At 64.9% G+C, this 15,129-nt stretch carries 11 protein-coding genes and 1 pseudogene; 9 read left to right on the top strand and 3 right to left on the bottom strand.

Annotated features, from left to right (window positions below; all coding sequences use genetic code 11):
• Together KBY72_RS12015 and KBY72_RS12010 are read right to left on the bottom strand one after the other, a co-directional pair.
• Positions 1-735: pseudogene (locus tag KBY72_RS12015) on the bottom strand (ATP-dependent helicase); the annotation flags it as partial.
• A gap of 10 nt (positions 736-745) precedes the next feature.
• A complete protein-coding gene (locus KBY72_RS12010) occupies positions 746-1,150 on the bottom strand; it encodes a hypothetical protein (protein WP_254960681.1) in 405 nt (134 codons plus the stop codon).
• A 580-nt stretch (positions 1,151-1,730) separates the two neighbouring features.
• On the opposite strand from KBY72_RS12010, the gene KBY72_RS12005 reads away from it, so the two are divergent.
• The 6 genes from KBY72_RS12005 (at position 1,731) to KBY72_RS11980 (ending at position 10,218) form a co-directional block, all read left to right on the top strand.
• Positions 1,731-2,867 carry a hypothetical protein gene (locus KBY72_RS12005; protein ID WP_254960680.1) on the top strand — a complete coding sequence of 379 codons (1,137 nt, stop codon included), beginning with the start codon at positions 1,731-1,733 and terminating at the stop codon, positions 2,865-2,867.
• Between the two features lie 199 nt (positions 2,868-3,066).
• The gene (locus KBY72_RS12000) at positions 3,067-4,401 is read left to right on the top strand and encodes a hypothetical protein (protein WP_254993693.1); all 1,335 of its coding nucleotides are present in this window, start codon (positions 3,067-3,069) and stop codon (positions 4,399-4,401) included.
• A 79-nt stretch (positions 4,402-4,480) separates the two neighbouring features.
• Positions 4,481-7,165 carry an alanine--tRNA ligase gene (gene alaS / locus KBY72_RS11995; RefSeq protein WP_254993692.1) on the top strand — a complete coding sequence of 895 codons (2,685 nt, stop codon included), beginning with the start codon at positions 4,481-4,483 and terminating at the stop codon, positions 7,163-7,165.
• Positions 7,166-7,208: 43 nt separating this feature from the next.
• Positions 7,209-7,907 carry an SIMPL domain-containing protein gene (locus KBY72_RS11990; protein ID WP_254993691.1) on the top strand — a complete coding sequence of 233 codons (699 nt, stop codon included), beginning with the start codon at positions 7,209-7,211 and terminating at the stop codon, positions 7,905-7,907.
• A gap of 81 nt (positions 7,908-7,988) precedes the next feature.
• On the top strand, positions 7,989-8,345 hold the full coding sequence (locus tag KBY72_RS11985) for a DUF3307 domain-containing protein (protein ID WP_254960674.1): 357 nt from the start codon (positions 7,989-7,991) through the stop codon (positions 8,343-8,345).
• A gap of 40 nt (positions 8,346-8,385) precedes the next feature.
• On the top strand, positions 8,386-10,218 hold the full coding sequence (locus tag KBY72_RS11980; RefSeq protein ID WP_254993690.1) for an HD family phosphohydrolase: 1,833 nt from the start codon (positions 8,386-8,388) through the stop codon (positions 10,216-10,218).
• A 15-nt stretch (positions 10,219-10,233) separates the two neighbouring features.
• Here KBY72_RS11980 and speA read toward each other — a convergent pair whose 3' ends face one another.
• On the bottom strand, positions 10,234-12,183 hold the full coding sequence (gene speA, locus KBY72_RS11975) for a biosynthetic arginine decarboxylase (protein WP_254993694.1): 1,950 nt from the start codon (positions 12,181-12,183) through the stop codon (positions 10,234-10,236).
• Between the two features lie 95 nt (positions 12,184-12,278).
• Between speA and ndk the strand changes: the two genes are divergently transcribed.
• From ndk to KBY72_RS11960, 3 genes are all read left to right on the top strand, one after another.
• A complete protein-coding gene (gene ndk, locus KBY72_RS11970; RefSeq protein WP_106502738.1) occupies positions 12,279-12,737 on the top strand; it encodes a nucleoside-diphosphate kinase in 459 nt (152 codons plus the stop codon).
• Positions 12,738-12,779: 42 nt separating this feature from the next.
• Complete coding sequence (locus KBY72_RS11965; RefSeq protein WP_254993689.1) at positions 12,780-13,487, top strand: FecR family protein; 708 nt, start codon at positions 12,780-12,782, stop codon at positions 13,485-13,487.
• Positions 13,484-15,129, top strand: a 1,646-nt coding sequence (locus KBY72_RS11960) for an adenylate/guanylate cyclase domain-containing protein (protein WP_254993688.1), incomplete at its 3' end; no start/stop codon positions are given. The genes KBY72_RS11965 and KBY72_RS11960, both read left to right, overlap by 4 nt.

Here is a 15,129-nt window from a genome sequence, read left to right as displayed (position 1 = left end):
GAGCCCGCCTGCGCTGGCACTGAAGCCCACCCGCAGCTGGCCATCGAGCAGGGCTTCCAGCAGGCTGGCCACCCGCAGGCGCCCGCTGCCGGGGCGGCGGCAGGCCAGGGAGGGGTCGCCGCTGGGGCCGGCGGCCAGGGCGCAGGTGGCCACTTGGGGCAGGCCGCTGGCCAGGTCTTCGAGGCGGCGGCGGTCGTCTTCCCGGTTGAGCAGGGGCAGCCAGCGGGCTTTGCCCTCGGCGATCTGGGGCAGCCAGCGGCCGCGGGCGATCAGGCTTAGGGCCCAGCGCTGTAGGTGACTCCACCAGCGCAGCTCATCGGCCATCTCCGGGTGCTCACCAGCCAGGGGTATCTGGCTGAGCCATTCGCCCGCGTTGGCAGCATCGAGGGCCCAGCCCTCCACCTGCCAGGGCCACCATTCGAGCTGTTTGGGAATTGGTTCGCCGGCCTGCAGGGGCAGGCCGCTCCAGGTGCTGGCACTGGTGCGGCGGCCCTTGGCGGCCTGGTTGCGGCTGGGCAGGGTCAGGGTGGCCCGGGCTGGGCGCAGGGCCTCCGACCACAGCCCGTTGTCGTCGAGCCAGGTGGCCAGGTCGTCTTCGTTGAGGGCCAGTGGGTGCTCTGGGGCCTCCAGCTTTGGCACGGCAGGGGTCGCCACCCGCCAGGTGTCGGCCCACAGGAATAGGCGGCCGCCCGAACCCTCGGGGGGAAACAGCCAGGTGGCGTGCAGCAGGCTCATGAACCCGGCCTTACGGCCGTCGGGCGGGCAGGAGGCGTGGGGCCAAGCGCTGCGCTGAATGCAGCACCAAGGCACTGCCGATCAGCGGCAGCCAGAGCGGCAGCCACCCGCGGATCAGCGCCATCATCACAGCTGGTAGGCCCGATGTCAGCTCTAGGGGACTGCCGAGGCTGCGAATTCCACACACCGCACCCACCAACCCCGCCTGTAGGTGGCTGTCGTCGGGGTCGACTCGCTGCAGGTGAAAGGCCAGCAGGCCATAGAAAAGGCCGCAGCCCGCCGAGCGCAGGGCCGGATCCAGACCTGCTGCCACCAGCTCTGGCAGGCCCGCGACGGCGCCGGCGGCCAGGGCCCAGCCGATCGAGCGGAGCCTTAGATCCGCTCGACTGATCGCAGTTGTCTGGAGGTTGCTCAAGCCCGGTGCTTTGGTATCAGCCAGAAATCATGCCTGCTTTGCTGGGCAGGTGGCAGTGGGTTTGATATGTGGTCAAGCTATGTACAACTTCCACCTAGCCCTGCAAAAGGTCTAGCTAAGCAGGACTATTTGGAAGGCCAAGTCATTTCCCGCGAAGGGTTAGTAAGTTTGCCGTGGCGTATACCCTGCTGTATGACTTCAAGTCTCGCTGCGGCGACCAGACGCTTGCCAGACGCGGCTTGTGCTTTGCGGCAGCGGTAAAGGCAGCTGTGATTTGCTTGAGACCTTTGACGTGGCTGCACCCTCCTTTCGGCACGGCAGGGAGCCCTTAACCCCATGGCCTTCACCAGATGCTGGCCCAGTCGGAAGCAATAAATCCCAATCTAAATCTGATCGTTAATTTTTGTTAAATAGATTGCACGGCATCCATGGCTGTTTCGGGGATTCGTCTTGAAATGAGTTTATTATTGTTGCCAGGGAAGATTGTGTTTCCTTTCGGCTCTGATTATTCGGCGCAAGGACTATGAATATCTTTAATTCTGTGTCTGAGCGGCAGGTTCGGCTTCTTCGCTGGGGCTTGGTGGCTGGATGGCTTTTGCTGATTCTTTCCCTGCTGATCTCGCCCTGGTATTCCCTAGAGCTCCATCGCTGGGCCGGAGGCATGGTTCCTTGTGCCCCAGGGCTTTCCTGCGAGCTTCATCGACATGACGGCAACCGGATCTTCTGGGGTCTGGTTGTGCCCGCTGGTCTGCTGGTGATTGTGGCGTTGAGCCATGAGGTCTGGCGGCGCACCTGTCCCCTTGCCTTTGTTTCCCAGTTGTTCAGGGCCCTGGGCTGGCAGCGCACGCAACTGGGCAAGACGGGTCGTCGTGAAGTTGTGAAGGTGTCGCCGGACTCGTGGTTGGGCCGCCATCACATCGAGCTGCAATGGTCGCTGCTGATAGCAGGACTGGTGCTTCGGCTGCTGGTTGTGAACAGCAGTCCGCTCGGACTTGGCCTGCTGCTGTTGCTCACGATTGGCGCTTCCTTGGTGGTGGGCTGGGCCTATGGAGGTAAGGCCTGGTGTCAGTACGTCTGCCCCATGGCGCCCGTGCAGGCCATTCTGATCGGACCTCGCAGTCTTCTGGGCAGCTCAGCCCATCTGGGCGGCAAGTCAAAGATGACCCAGTCAATGTGCCGAAGCGTTGGCGAGCTTGGGAAAGAGACCAGCGCCTGTGTGGCCTGTCAGAGCCCTTGCATCGATATTGATTCTGAACGGCTCTATTGGCAGACCCTGCGCGGGAAGCGTGGTTTGGACTGGGCCTGGTATTCCTATCCTGGGTTGATTTTAGCATTCTTCTTGCTCATCCAGTGGCAGGGCGATGGTGATATCAATTACCTGAGAAGTGGCCGCTGGGCCTATGACAATGGTCTTGCCGAACGGGTGCTCACACCGCTGGGCGGGTTCAGTCGCACAGTGACAGAGCCGATCCTTCAGCCGCTCCAGGTGTTGCTGCCGAAGGCTCCCGTGTTGCCGCCTCCAAAGCAGAAGTCTTCATTCCCATCCCAATTGCCTAGGTCGGGCAATTGGAAGCCTCGCCCTGTTCCTCCTGAGAAGGATCCTCCAGTCGAGCAAAGTGATTCTTCTAAGGATGTAATGGACGATAAGGGTCAGTTGCTGGATTACATGCCGCCAGATTTCATTGGAGGTAGTCGCAAGCCAGGAAGCGCATTCTAGGTCTAGTTATTGTCTTTTCTAGGATAAATAGCTTATGTCCGCTGCTATTGGGTCTATTGTCCCCTGGGGTCTTCCCCGACTGGTTTCTGTTCCAGCTTTACTGGTATTTGCCGGTCTTCTCTCCTTTCTCCTGTTTAGGGAGATTGAGCGGCTGCAGCGGCGCTGGCTTTCAGCTCAGGGTTATTCCTTGGCTGCGGATATGGCCATCCAGCGCACGCGTCTGCTTGCTTCTTTCCTGGCGATTAACAGCTTTTTTTGGTTCGCTGATCCAACCCTTGGGCTCGCTGGTGGTGTCGGCGGACAGCTGGTGCGCTCCCTGATGCTTGTGGTCACCGCTGCTTGGCTGGCTAGGGGGTGGCGACGCAGTTCTGACGACTATCGCCGGGAAAGTCTCAGTGTGAGCCTGCGTCGTCAGCTGGAGCCCCTCGAGCCTCAGTTGCAGGCTGCATTGGATGGCCGATCCCTGGCCCAGTTATCGGCGGCGGAAGTGTTTACCCTTGCCAAGGCGCTTCCCGCGCACCTGCGCACGAACACCCTCACGATCTATCGCAATGTGCTCGAGGACATGTTCAGTTCCGGGCGCCTCGATCGGGCTTCGGCCTTTCTGCAGCTGGAGGAACTTCGGGGTGTCCTCGGCCTGCAGGAAGCCGATCACCATGAGGCCCTGCGGGAACTGGCGCTCCGCGATCCCGGCCTGCTGGAACTCGATGCCCGACAGCGCCAGGCCAGAGATCTGCGCCAGGCTGCTGCCACCGACGCGGTTGCCGATCTGCTCGATCTGGGGACTGGATCGCCGGCCCAGTTCGATGCCCTGACGCCGAGGCAACGCCAGCGACTGGAGCGCCTGCGTCAGGAGAGCGGCCTTGATGACGCGGCCTGGGCAACGGTGCTGGCAGCTTTCGATCCCTTGGCCTCCCTGCGCTCTCCCCTGATCGCCAGGAATCTGGAGCTCCTGGCGCTGCTGATCGAATCCCGCCGGAGCGTCGCTCAGGCCTGCGAGCATGAATTGCTGATGCAGCCACTGTTGGTTGCTCTCGATCTCCAGATTGTGAGTGTGTTGGTCAACCTCGCGCCGGCGATGGCGAAGGGTCTGGAGGACGAGCTGCAGCTGCCGGAGCGCCTGCTCCGGCAGCTGCCGGGTTCGGTGGAGATACGACTTGACCTCAGGGGGATTCGCCTGCCGGCTGCGGATCCTGGGTCGGAGTCCAGTGAGGCCGAGACGGCGTTAGCCCCGCCCCCCCTGGATGGGGTGCTCCAGGAGCTGTGGCAGGACCCCGATCCGCTTACGGCCGCCTGGGCGCTCTGGATGTTGCGTCGGCGCAACCCGGAGTTGGCGTCGTCCGTATTCCGTCAGCCCCGCCTCGGACTGCCCAGCTCGAAACAGTCCGCCTTGCTTCTGAGCCAGATCGACCAGCCGGGCATTTCGGTGACAGCTCTGGAAACGCGGCTGCTGGAGATCCTGAGCCTGGATGCATCTGCCTCCCAATGCAGTCCTGCCGCGTTGCTTGACCGGGCCAGTACCAGTGCAGTCTGATTGACTGATCTGGCGCTGGATAGCGCCGCTGACGCTGGGCGATCATGACTTCTCAGTCTTGCTTCGCTTCCGATCTGCCATGGCTGCCGCTCCTTGCGCCCCGTTCTCCGCCGGTGATGATCTCCCCCGCAGCGGAGCCGAGATCCGCGAGGCTTTTCTCAATTTCTATGGGCAGCGCCAGCACCGGCGCATGCCTAGCGCCTCGCTGATCCCGGACGACCCGACGGTGCTGCTCACCATTGCCGGCATGCTCCCGTTCAAGCCGGTGTTCCTTGGTCAGGCGCCGCGGCCGGCGCCGAGGGCCACCAGCTCCCAGAAGTGCATCCGCACCAACGACATCGAAAACGTGGGCCGCACAGCGCGGCATCACACGTTTTTTGAGATGCTCGGCAACTTCTCCTTCGGCGACTATTTCAAGGAGCAGGCGATCCAGTGGGCTTGGGAGCTGAGCACCGGGGTATTCGGCCTCTCGCCCAACAACCTCGTGGTGAGTGTTTTCCGCGAAGACGATGAGGCAGGCGCTATCTGGCGCGACGTGGTGGGGGTGAACCCCAAGCGGATCATCCGCATGGATGAGGCCGACAACTTCTGGGCCTCAGGCCCCACCGGCCCCTGCGGCCCCTGCTCGGAGATCTACTACGACTTCAAGCCCGAACTCGGCGACGACGGCATCGACCTGGAAGACGACTCGCGCTTCATCGAGTTCTACAACCTGGTGTTTATGCAGTACAACCGCGATGCGGAGGGCACCCTCACGCCGCTGGCCAACCGCAACATCGATACGGGCTTGGGCCTCGAGCGCATGGCCCAGATCCTGCAGGCGGTGCCGAACAACTACGAAACCGATCTGATCTACCCGCTGATTGAAACGGCGGCGGGTCTGGCGGGCGTTGATTACCGCGCCCTCGATGAGAAGGGCAAAACCAGCCTCAAGGTGATCGGCGACCACAGCCGCGCCATCACCCAGCTGATCTGCGATGGCGTCACCGCCAGCAACCTCGGCCGCGGCTACATCCTGCGCCGCCTGCTCCGTCGAGTTGTGCGTCATGGACGTCTCCTCGGCATCGATAAGTCGTTCCTGACGGTGATGGGGGAGGCGTCGATCGCGCTGATGCAGGCCGCCTACCCCCAGCTGCTGGAGCGCCGTGAGGTGATCTTGGCCGAGCTCGCCCGCGAGGAGGCCCGCTTCCTGGAAACCCTGGAGCGGGGGGAGAAGCTGCTGGCTGAGGTGCTGGCGGCCAAGCCTTCCCAGATCAGCGGCGAGCAGGCCTTCGAGCTCTACGACACCTACGGCTTCCCGCTGGAGCTCACCGAGGAGATCGCTGAGGAGCAGGGGCTCACGGTGGACCTGGCCGGTTTTGAGGCGGCGATGGAGACCCAGCGCCAGCGGGCCAAGGCCGCGGCGGTGAGCATCGACCTCACCCTGCAGGGCGCTATTGATCAGGTGACAGCCGCTGCGGCCGCCACCGCCTTCAAGGGCTACGAGGCCCTGGAACACCCCAGCTGCGTGTTGGCCCTGGTGGTGAACGGTGAGCCGGCCGAGCGCGCTGTGGCGGGCGACGCAGTGCAACTGGTGCTCGATTCCACCCCCTTCTATGGCGAAGGCGGCGGCCAGGTGGGCGATCGGGGCGTGCTCTGCGGCCAGGGTGACGATGGAGCCGGCGTGATCGTGGCGATTGATGGCGTTAGCCGCAACCGCTCAGTGTTTGTGCACAGCGGCCGCATCGAGCGCGGCAGCCTGGCCATTGGCGAGCTGGTGAATGCCCAGGTGGACCGGGCCTGCCGCCGCCGCGCCCAGGCCAACCACACGGCCACCCACCTGCTGCAGGCGGCGCTTAAGCAGGTGGTGGATCCCGGTATCGGCCAGGCCGGCTCGCTGGTGACCTTTGATCGGCTGCGCTTTGATTTCCACTGCCCCCGGGCCGTGGCGCCGGCTGAGCTGGAGCAGATCGAGGCCCTGATCAACGGCTGGATCAGCGACGCCCACCGCCTGGAAGTTCAAGAGATGGCGATCGAGGCCGCCAAGGCCGCTGGCGCTGTGGCGATGTTTGGCGAGAAGTATGCCGATGTGGTGCGGGTGGTGGACGTCCCCGGCGTGTCGATGGAGCTCTGCGGCGGCACCCATGTGGCCAATACCGCCGAGATCGGCCTATTCAAGATCGTGAGCGAGGGCGGCGTGGCTGCCGGCATCCGCCGCATCGAGGCGGTGGCAGGCCCGGCGGTGCTGGCCTATCTCAATGAGCGCGATGCGGTGGTGAAGCAGCTGGGCGACCGCTTCAAGGCCCAGCCCGGCGAGATCGTGGAGCGGGTTGCCGCCCTGCAGGAGGAGCTCAAGGCCACCGGTAAGGCGCTGGCGGCGGCCCGAGGCGAGTTGGCGCTGGCCAAGGCTGCAGCGCTGGCGGGCCAGGCCCAGGCTCTCGGGGAGTTCCAGCTGCTGGTTGCCCGCCTTGATGGCGTCGAGGGCGCCGGCCTGCAGAGCGCGGCCCAGGGCCTGGCTGATCAGCTCGGCGCTGGTGCTGCCGTGGTGCTTGGTGGTCTGCCCGATCCGGCCGATCTGGCCAAGGTGATCCTGGTGGCGGCCTTTGGCAAGGCGGTGATCGCGGCGGGGCCCAAGGCTGGTGCCTTTATCGGCGCGGTGGCCAAGGCCTGTGGCGGCGGCGGTGGCGGCCGACCCAACCTGGCCCAGGCGGGCGGGCGTGATGGCGCCGCCCTTGATGGGGCGCTGGAGCAGGCCAAGGCGCAGCTGCGGGCTGCGCTCGCTTGAGGCCTGCCTCAGCCAAGCTGTTGCCAGAAAGTACTGAGGCCCGATGACTTGGAATCTCCTCCGGTTGTTACCTCTGCTGTTGCCCTTGCTTCCAGCTGCTGGGTTGGCCCAGTCCCAGGTGCAGCTCGCTTGCACGGGCACCCTGGTTGAGGCTCGCGGCAGCGCCGAGCTCAAGCGACCCACCCAGCGCCTGCGTTTTTCCCTGACCCTGGAAGCGGAGGAGCCCAGCACCGATGCGGCCCTGGCCAGCTTGCAGCGACGCTTGGCCGAGGTGCGCACCACGCTCAAAAGCCTGCAGGTGGTTGATCTTGAGGTCACCTCCCCTTCCACATGGCAGCGGCCCGCTAGCCGTGACAAAGCTGGGGCGGTCCAGGCCACCCTGCAGGTGTCTGGCCAGCTGGCGCCTGCCCAGCTGCAGCCACTGGTGCGTCAGGTGGGGGGGCTGCCTGGGGTTCGCCTGTCGCCGGTGGCCACCGAGGCGGATGCGGCGGGTGATCGGGCTGCCAGGCGGCAGTTGTTGACAGCCGCTTACCAGGAAGCCATGCAGCAGGCCAAAGACGTGGCCGCTGCGATCGGCTTGCGGGGACTGCATCCCCTGGAGGTGCTGCTTGAAGGTGGGGGCAGGCCGGTGGCCATGCGGGCGCTGGCCATGTCTGATGCGGCCGTTCCACCCTTTGATCCCGCTGAGCTGCCCGGTCCGATGGAGCGCCTCAGCTTGCAGGTGCGCTTCTGCGCCCGTTGAGGTGAACTAACGACTCAATTGTGGTCAATCCTTGATACTGGCTCCATTGTGGAGCCCTCAGGCCTCCCCCCCCATTAAGTCGTGGCGCCATTCGAAGCGTTCAACCTGTTTTTGATGCTGGCGATGGGTCACTTTGTGGCTGATTTCGCCCTGCAGGGTGATCGCATGGCCGTTGAAAAGTGCCCTGGCCAGGGGGTGGTGTTGGGCTGGGGCTGGTGGTTGGTTGCCCATGCCGGCATCCATGCTTTTTTTGTGGCCTGGATTACGGGCGTGCCACTGTTTGGCTTGGCGGAGTGGTTGCTCCATGGCCTTATTGATCTGGGTAAATGCCGTCGCTTTTACGGCATGGGAATAGATCAGGGTCTGCACCTGCTTTGCAAGTTGGTTTGGACCTTGGTGGCTGTGAGTTGTTTCCCCGCCTCTGGGCTGACGCTTTAGCCCATTTCCCATAGGTTTGGTTCTCGACAGCGATCTGGGTATGTCTACGAAAAGTGCTGAGCAGTTGGCTGACCAGACCCTGCTGGAGGTGCTGGATATCGCCACCGCCATGAGCAGCGCTAGCGATCTGCGCACCCTGCTGCACCTGATCCTCGGCAAGTGCCGCCAGCTCACCAATAGCGATGCCGGCAGCATCTTTCTGGTGGAGCCACACGACCCTCGCAAGCAGCCTGAGGGGCAGGATCAGCTGTGGTTTGCGGTGTCCCAGAACGCCACCATCGAGGCCCGCCGCGCTGGCGATGACTCGGACGGCGCCATGGAGGCCCAGGTGCTCAACATCCGCTTCCCGTTGTCGCCGGAGCGGCTGGTGGGCTGGAGTGCCCTGTCGGGGGAGGTGCTCAATATTCCGGATGCCTATCAGCTCGATCCTGCGCTGCCCTACCGCTTCGATAGGGGCATGGACCAGAAGCTCGACTACCGGGCCGTGTCGATGTTGACGGTGCCGATGCGCTCTACCAGCGGTGAGATCGTTGGGGTGGTGCAGCTGATCAACCGCAAGCACGATGCGGCCACCCTGATCACACCGGAGACGGCCCATGTCCAAACCCGACCCTTTGACGCCTTCGACCAGACCCTGATCGAGGCCCTGGCCAGCCAGGCGGCCGTTTGTGTGGAGCGCACCCGACTGCTGCAGAGCCAGGAGCAGCTGATCGATGCAATCATCGCCCTGCTGGCCGGTGCGATTGACGCCAAGAGCCCTTACACCGGTGGCCACTGTGAGCGCGTGCCGGAGCTGGCGCTGCTGCTGGCCGAAGCGGCCAATGGGGTGCAGCAGGGGCCTTTGGCCGACTTCCACCTGGAAGGTGAGGAGGCCTGGCGGGAATTTCGCATCGGCGCCTGGCTGCACGACTGCGGCAAGGTCACTACCCCGGAATATGTGGTTGATAAGGCCACCAAGCTCGAAACGAACTACAACCGCATCCACGAGGTGCGCACCCGCTTTGAGGTGCTGTTGCGCGACGCCCGCATTGCCCAGCTTGAGGGCCAGTTGGCAGGCGGGGATGCCATCGCACTGCAGCAGAGCTACGACGACACTGCCGCCGCGCTGCAGGAGGAGTTTCGCTTCGTGGCCGAGAGCAACGAGGGGGGCGAATTCTTTGGACCGGAGCAGGTGGAGCGTCTGCAGCAGATCGCCCAGCGCAGCTGGCAGCGCCATTTCGACGACACCCTGGGACTGTCCTGGGAGGAGCGGGCCCGGCGCTGCCCCGCTGGCACGGAGCCCGAGGTGCTGCCGGTGAGCGAGCCGCTGCTGGCAGATAAGGCCTGGCACGTGATTCCCCGCTCGCCCCAGCTGCTTCCCGATCCCCGCTATGGCTTCCAAATGGAGGTGCCGGAGCATCTCTACAACCTGGGCGAGCTCCACAACCTGGCGATCTCACGGGGCACTCTCACCGCCGAGGAGCGCTACAAGATCAACGATCACATCGTGCAGACGATTGTGATGCTGGAAAACCTGCCCTTCCCCCGCAATCTCTCGCGGGTGGCGGAATACGCCGGCACCCACCACGAAACCCTCGATGGCAAGGGTTATCCGCGCCGGCTCACGGCGGCCGAGCTCTCCGTGCCCTCGCGGATCATGGCCATCGCCGACATCTTTGAAGCCCTAACCGCCGCCGATCGGCCCTACAAGAAGGGCAAGCCCCTGTCGGTGTGCATCGACATCCTGGCCGGCTTCCGCGACCGCAACCACATTGATCCCGACCTGTTTGAGCTGTTGCTGCGCTCCGGCATCTACCGCACCTATGCCGAGCGCTACCTGCGGCCCGAGCAGATCAACGAGGTTGATATTGAGAAATATCTGCAGAAAAATTAGTTCTGCAGAAAAAATTTAGCCCTGCAGATAGGTGGTCTGACGCAGGCTCGTTTCCAGGTGGGCCATCAGCCGGCGGGCGTCGCTGATGCCCAGCGAGCCTTTGCCGATAGCTGCCTCGCTGGCCACCCGCAGCCGCTCCAGCAGCAGCTCCGGGTTGTGCTCCATCACCTCCAGCACCTCGGCATTGGTGTCCCCCCGCACCACGTGATCGAGCTGGTAGCCGCCGCTGGCCTTGAGCCGGATGTGCACGGCGTTGGTGCTGCCGAACAGGTTGTGCAGGTTGCCCATCACTTCCTGGTAAGCGCCACCGAGGAACATGCCGATCCAGTAGGGCTCCCCTGGACGCAGCTTGTGTAGCTCCAGCAGAGGTTTCACCTGGCCCCGCCCCGAGTGCCCGGCCGGATCGATGAAGCGGGCGATTTTGCCGTCGGAATCGCAGGTGAGGTCGGCGAAGCTGCCCAGGGCTTCTGGTTTTTCGTCTAGGCGGTGGATCGGCAGCACCGGAAACAGCTGGTCGATAGCCCAGGTGTCGGGGGCCGAGCGAAACACTGAGAGGTTGGCGTAGTAGGTGGAGGCCAGGGCTGCTGGCAGGGCCCGTAGCTCTTCGGGGATCGCCGTGGCCGCTGGCAGCCCTTTGAGCCGTTCTGCGATGGCCTGGCAGCAGGCCCAAGTGAGCTGCTCGGCCAGGCCCCGCTCCGGCAGGCTCAGGTAGCCGAGGCGGAAGGCGGCCAGGGCGTCGTGCTTGAACTTGAGGGCGTCGTTCCAGGCCTCCTGCAGGGCCTCGACGCTGGCCTCAGGCGCTGTGATGGCCGCGTAGGTGTCGCGCAGGTTGCGCAGGATCAGGGCCTCGCCCTCTTGGGGTGTGGGCACGGCAGCGGGCAGGCTGCCGGCGCCGAGCACGTCGAACACCAGCACCGAGAAGTGGCTGGCCAAGGCCCGGCCGCTTTCGCTCACCAGGGTGGGCACGGGGATGCCGTGGGGTTCGCAGCACTCCTTCACCGTGGCCACCACGTCGTTGGCGTAGTTCTGCAGCGAGTAGTTGGTGGAGGCGGCGCTGGCGGTGCGGCTGCCGTCGTAGTCGATGCCCAGGCCGCCGCCCACATCCAGGTAGCCCATGGGCGCCCCCAACTTGGTGAGCTCCCCGTAGATCTGGCCGGCCTCCTGCAGAGCGTCCTTGAGCACGGCGATGTCGTTGATCTGGCTGCCCACGTGGAAGTGCAGCAGGCGCAGCTCGCCCAGCAGATCGGCGGCCCGCAGAGCCTCCACCGTGGCCAGCAGCTCGGGGATGCCCAAGCCAAATTTGGCCCGTTCGCCCACTGAGCTGCCCCAGCGGCCGGTGCTGCGGGCTGAGAGCTTGGCGCGGATGCCGATCAGGGGTGCCGCACCCAGCTCGCGGCTGGCAGTGATGATCCGCTCCACCTCATCGGCCTGCTCGATAACCACCACCGGTTGGCGCCCCAGGCGCCTGGCCAGGATCGCGGTCTCGATGTAGCGCTGATCCTTGTAGCCGTTGCAGATCAGCAGCGCCTCGGGGTCGTCGATCAGGGATAGGGCAATAAGTAATTCCGCCTTGCTGCCGGCTTCCAGGCCGAAGTGCCAGCGCCGTCCGCTGCTCACCAGCTCCTCCACCACGTGGCGCTGCTGGTTGCACTTCACCGGAAACACCCCCTGGTAGCGGCCGGCGTAGCCGTACTGGGCGATGGCCCGCTCAAAGGCGCCGTGCAGGCGTTCGAGCCGGTCTTCGAGGATGTCGTCGAAGCGGATCAGCAGCGGCAGGCTCAGATCGCGGCCCTGGAGTTCCTGCACCAGCTCCATCAGGTCGAGGGAGCCGCCCCGGTCGCCCCGGGGCTGCACCATCACGTGGCCGCGATCGCTCACGGAGAAATAGGGATCACCCCAGCGATCCAGCCCGTAGAGGGCGGCGCCGGCGGCGGCTGTCCAGGTGTCGGGGCTCGTCGCGCTCACGGCAGGGGGCTGGTGGGGGGCGGTGATCACGGCACCACTGTGCTTGCCAATGGGCAGGGCCGCCGCAGACGATGGGCCGGATCGACTTCTTCTCCATGGCCGCCGAACGCTCCTTCATTGCCATCAAGCCCGACGGCGTTCAGCGCGGTCTGGTGGGTGAAATCCTCGGCCGCTTCGAGCGCAAGGGCTTCAAGCTGGTCGGCCTTAAGCAGCTCACCCCCAGCCGCGAGCTGGCTGAAAGTCACTACGGCGTGCACCGCGAGCGCCCCTTCTTCGCCGGCCTGGTCGACTTCATCACCTCTGGTCCAGTGGTGGCGATGGTGTGGGAAGGCGATGGCGTCATCGCCAGCGCCCGCAAGCTCATTGGCGCCACCAAGCCCCTCGAGGCTGAGCCCGGCACGATCCGCGGCGATCTGGCTATCAACATCGGCCGCAACGTGATCCACGGCTCCGACGCCCCCGAAACCGCTGAATTCGAAATCGGCCTGTGGTTCCAGCCCTCCGAGCTGAGCGATTGGAGCCCCGCCGATCAGGTGTGGCGCGTTGAGGGCTGATTGGCCAGGCTGGGGGCGCTCTGGGAGTGCCCCACTTCAGCCATGGTCCTGCCGATCACGCTCCATTCCGTCAGCCAGCGCCTGGGCCTTCTAGCTGGGATTGCTCTGGCCCTTTCCGGTTCTGTGGTGCTCGGCACCGTTCCCATGGAGGCGGCGACTCCGGCTCCCCGGGTGGTGGACGTGCCCAGCACGCCGGCCTTCATCAAGCCGCCCCAGGGTGGCGAACGCCCGGCCCGCTCTGGTCAGACCCTGTCCTACGAATCCGTGTTGCGCACCCAGAAGCCCGGGCGGCTGCAGGTGCAGCTTCCCAATGGCCGCAGCTTCCGCCTGGGCGGGGATGCGGTGCTGCGGCTTGGTCGCCAGCGCCTCGATCTGCAGCGCGGCCAAATCATTGCCTGGGTCAATCCGGGCACCAAGGGCGGCGCCCCGCTCACGATCCACACCCGGGTTGCCACGGCTGCGATCGTTGGCACTACGGTTTTTATTGAGGCAAGCGACACCAGCCTGAAGATCTTCAGCTGGGAGGGCGAGGTGGCCTGCACCACCACGGACGGCCAGCGCAAGACCCTGCGCAGCGGTGAGCAGCTGGCCTACGAGAACGGCACCTGGGCCAAAACTCGCCTGACCACTCAGGAAGCCGCCGCACGGCGTCAGAAGAGCATCCTGCTCAATGGCTTCTCTGCCCCAATGGAAACCCTGCCGGTGCTGGAGAGGGAGCTCGGCATCAGCACGCCGGTGTCTACCCGGTGAGGCGACCGCCCTTGTGGGGGCTGGCCCTGTTCGCCGGGCTGCTGCTGGTTCAGCCGGTTCTGCGCCCCTCGCCACCCGGCCAGCTGCTGGTGGCCCTTGATGCGTTCTTGCAGGCGCAACTTTTTCGGCTGCGGGGGGTGCTGCTTGATCCTGGGGCGCCGGTCGTTGTGTCGATCGATGCCGATTCCATCAACCTTGATCGCCTATTCAGCCTGGAGGAACGTCAGGCTTCTCCCCTGTGGCGAACTATGGGGCAGTGGCCCTGGCCGCGGGCGCTGCAGGCTGAGCTGGCGGCCACCGTGCTGGAGCGGGGTGCTCGCCGGGTGGTGTTCAACCTGGTGTTAGCCCAGCCCAGCCGTTTCGGCCCGGGCGATGACGCAGCTTTTCAGCGCCGTTTGGCGCCCTGGCGCTCTCAGCTTGTCTTGGCTGCGTCATCTGCGGGTAGTAGTCAGCAAGACCTGGAGCAGGTGCAGTTGCAAATGCCCCTGTACGCCGGCGTAGCGGTGGGACTGACCAACCTGCTGCAGAGCCCCCAGGGCATTACCGATGCCATCCCCGGCAGTGACTGGATTGCAGCCCATCTGGCTGGCTTCCAATCTCCCCTGCCCCCAGCGCTTGCCTGGGCCGCCAGCGCTCAGGCCCCGCCTACGCCCGTGCGGGGAATCAACTTCCCGGGGCCGGCTGGCACCCTGCATACCGTGCCGGCTTGGCAGCTGCTGGAGCAGCCTGCTGCTTTCTGGCGTGGCCGCACCGTGGTGATCGGTGCCACGGCTGCTGAGCTGGGCGGTCAGCTGGAGACACCCTTCGGTCCCCAGAGCGGCACAGAGGTGCAGGCGGCTGCCCTGGCCAGTGCTCTGGCCGGCACTTCGATTCAGTTTCTGCCCGATCTCGGCCAGCTGGCGTTGTTGTTGAGCTGGGCTGCACTGCTGGCCTGGAGCTTGACGCGGGTGGTCACGGCGCGGCAGGCAACGCTGCTCAGCCTGGGTTGGCTGAGCGCTGCGGCTCTGCTGGCTGCCCTGGTCTGGTGGACTTCCTTTTTGTGGCTGCCCCTGTCAAGTTTGCTGTTGCTGCCGGGTCTCGCAGGGGGATCGCGCAGCGCGGCCTTGGGCTGGCGGGAGGCTCGGGAGCGCCAGGTTTTGCATCAACTGCTCAGCAAACGGATTTCGCCTGCCCTGCTCCAGGACATCTTGCGGGAGCCCGGCCCCGTTTGGACGCAGCTGGGCGGTAAGCGCGCTCGCTGTGTAGTGCTGTTCACCGATCTGGTTGGCTTTACACCCCTCAGCGCCAGGCTTGAGGCGGTGGATTTGTTTGCCCTGCTCAACCGTTATTTCGATGGTCTAGCCCAGGCGGTGATTGCTGAGCAGGGGTTGCTCGACAAGTTCATTGGCGATTCGTTGATGGCGGAGTTTGGCTTGCCCAGCAGCCGAGGCGAAGCGGCGGAGGCTCTAGCGGCGGTGCGGGCTGCCCAGGCGATGCAGCTCAGCTTGGAGCGGCTCAACCAGGAGCTGGAGCTTGCGGGCCAGCCGCCCCTTCGTCATGGCATTGGCATTCATGTCGGTGAGGTGGTAGCCGGCAATCTGGGCTCCTCCCAGCGCATGGAGTACACCGTGATTGGCTCTGCAGTAAACATCGCCAGCCGGCT

Source organism: Cyanobium sp. BA5m-21, from assembly GCF_024346235.1.
Lineage (GTDB): Bacteria > Cyanobacteriota > Cyanobacteriia > PCC-6307 > Cyanobiaceae > Cyanobium_A > Cyanobium_A usitatum.
Note: the sequence above shows the minus strand (reverse complement) of the source record. Positions and strands in the feature narration are given on the sequence as shown.

Bases quoted from the DNA above. Each gene is read 5' to 3' on its own strand.
- KBY72_RS12000 (WP_254993693.1), top strand. From the start codon at position 3,067: ATGGCCATCCAGCGCACGCGTCTGCTTGCTTCTTTCCTGGCGATTAAC.
- alaS (WP_254993692.1), top strand. From the start codon at position 4,481: ATGGCTGCCGCTCCTTGCGCCCCGTTCTCCGCCGGTGATGATCTCCCC.
- KBY72_RS11990 (WP_254993691.1), top strand. From the start codon at position 7,209: ATGACTTGGAATCTCCTCCGGTTGTTACCTCTGCTGTTGCCCTTGCTT.
- KBY72_RS11980 (WP_254993690.1), top strand. From the start codon at position 8,386: ATGTCTACGAAAAGTGCTGAGCAGTTGGCTGACCAGACCCTGCTGGAG.
- ndk (WP_106502738.1), top strand. From the start codon at position 12,279: ATGGCCGCCGAACGCTCCTTCATTGCCATCAAGCCCGACGGCGTTCAG.
- KBY72_RS11965 (WP_254993689.1), top strand. From the start codon at position 12,780: ATGGTCCTGCCGATCACGCTCCATTCCGTCAGCCAGCGCCTGGGCCTT.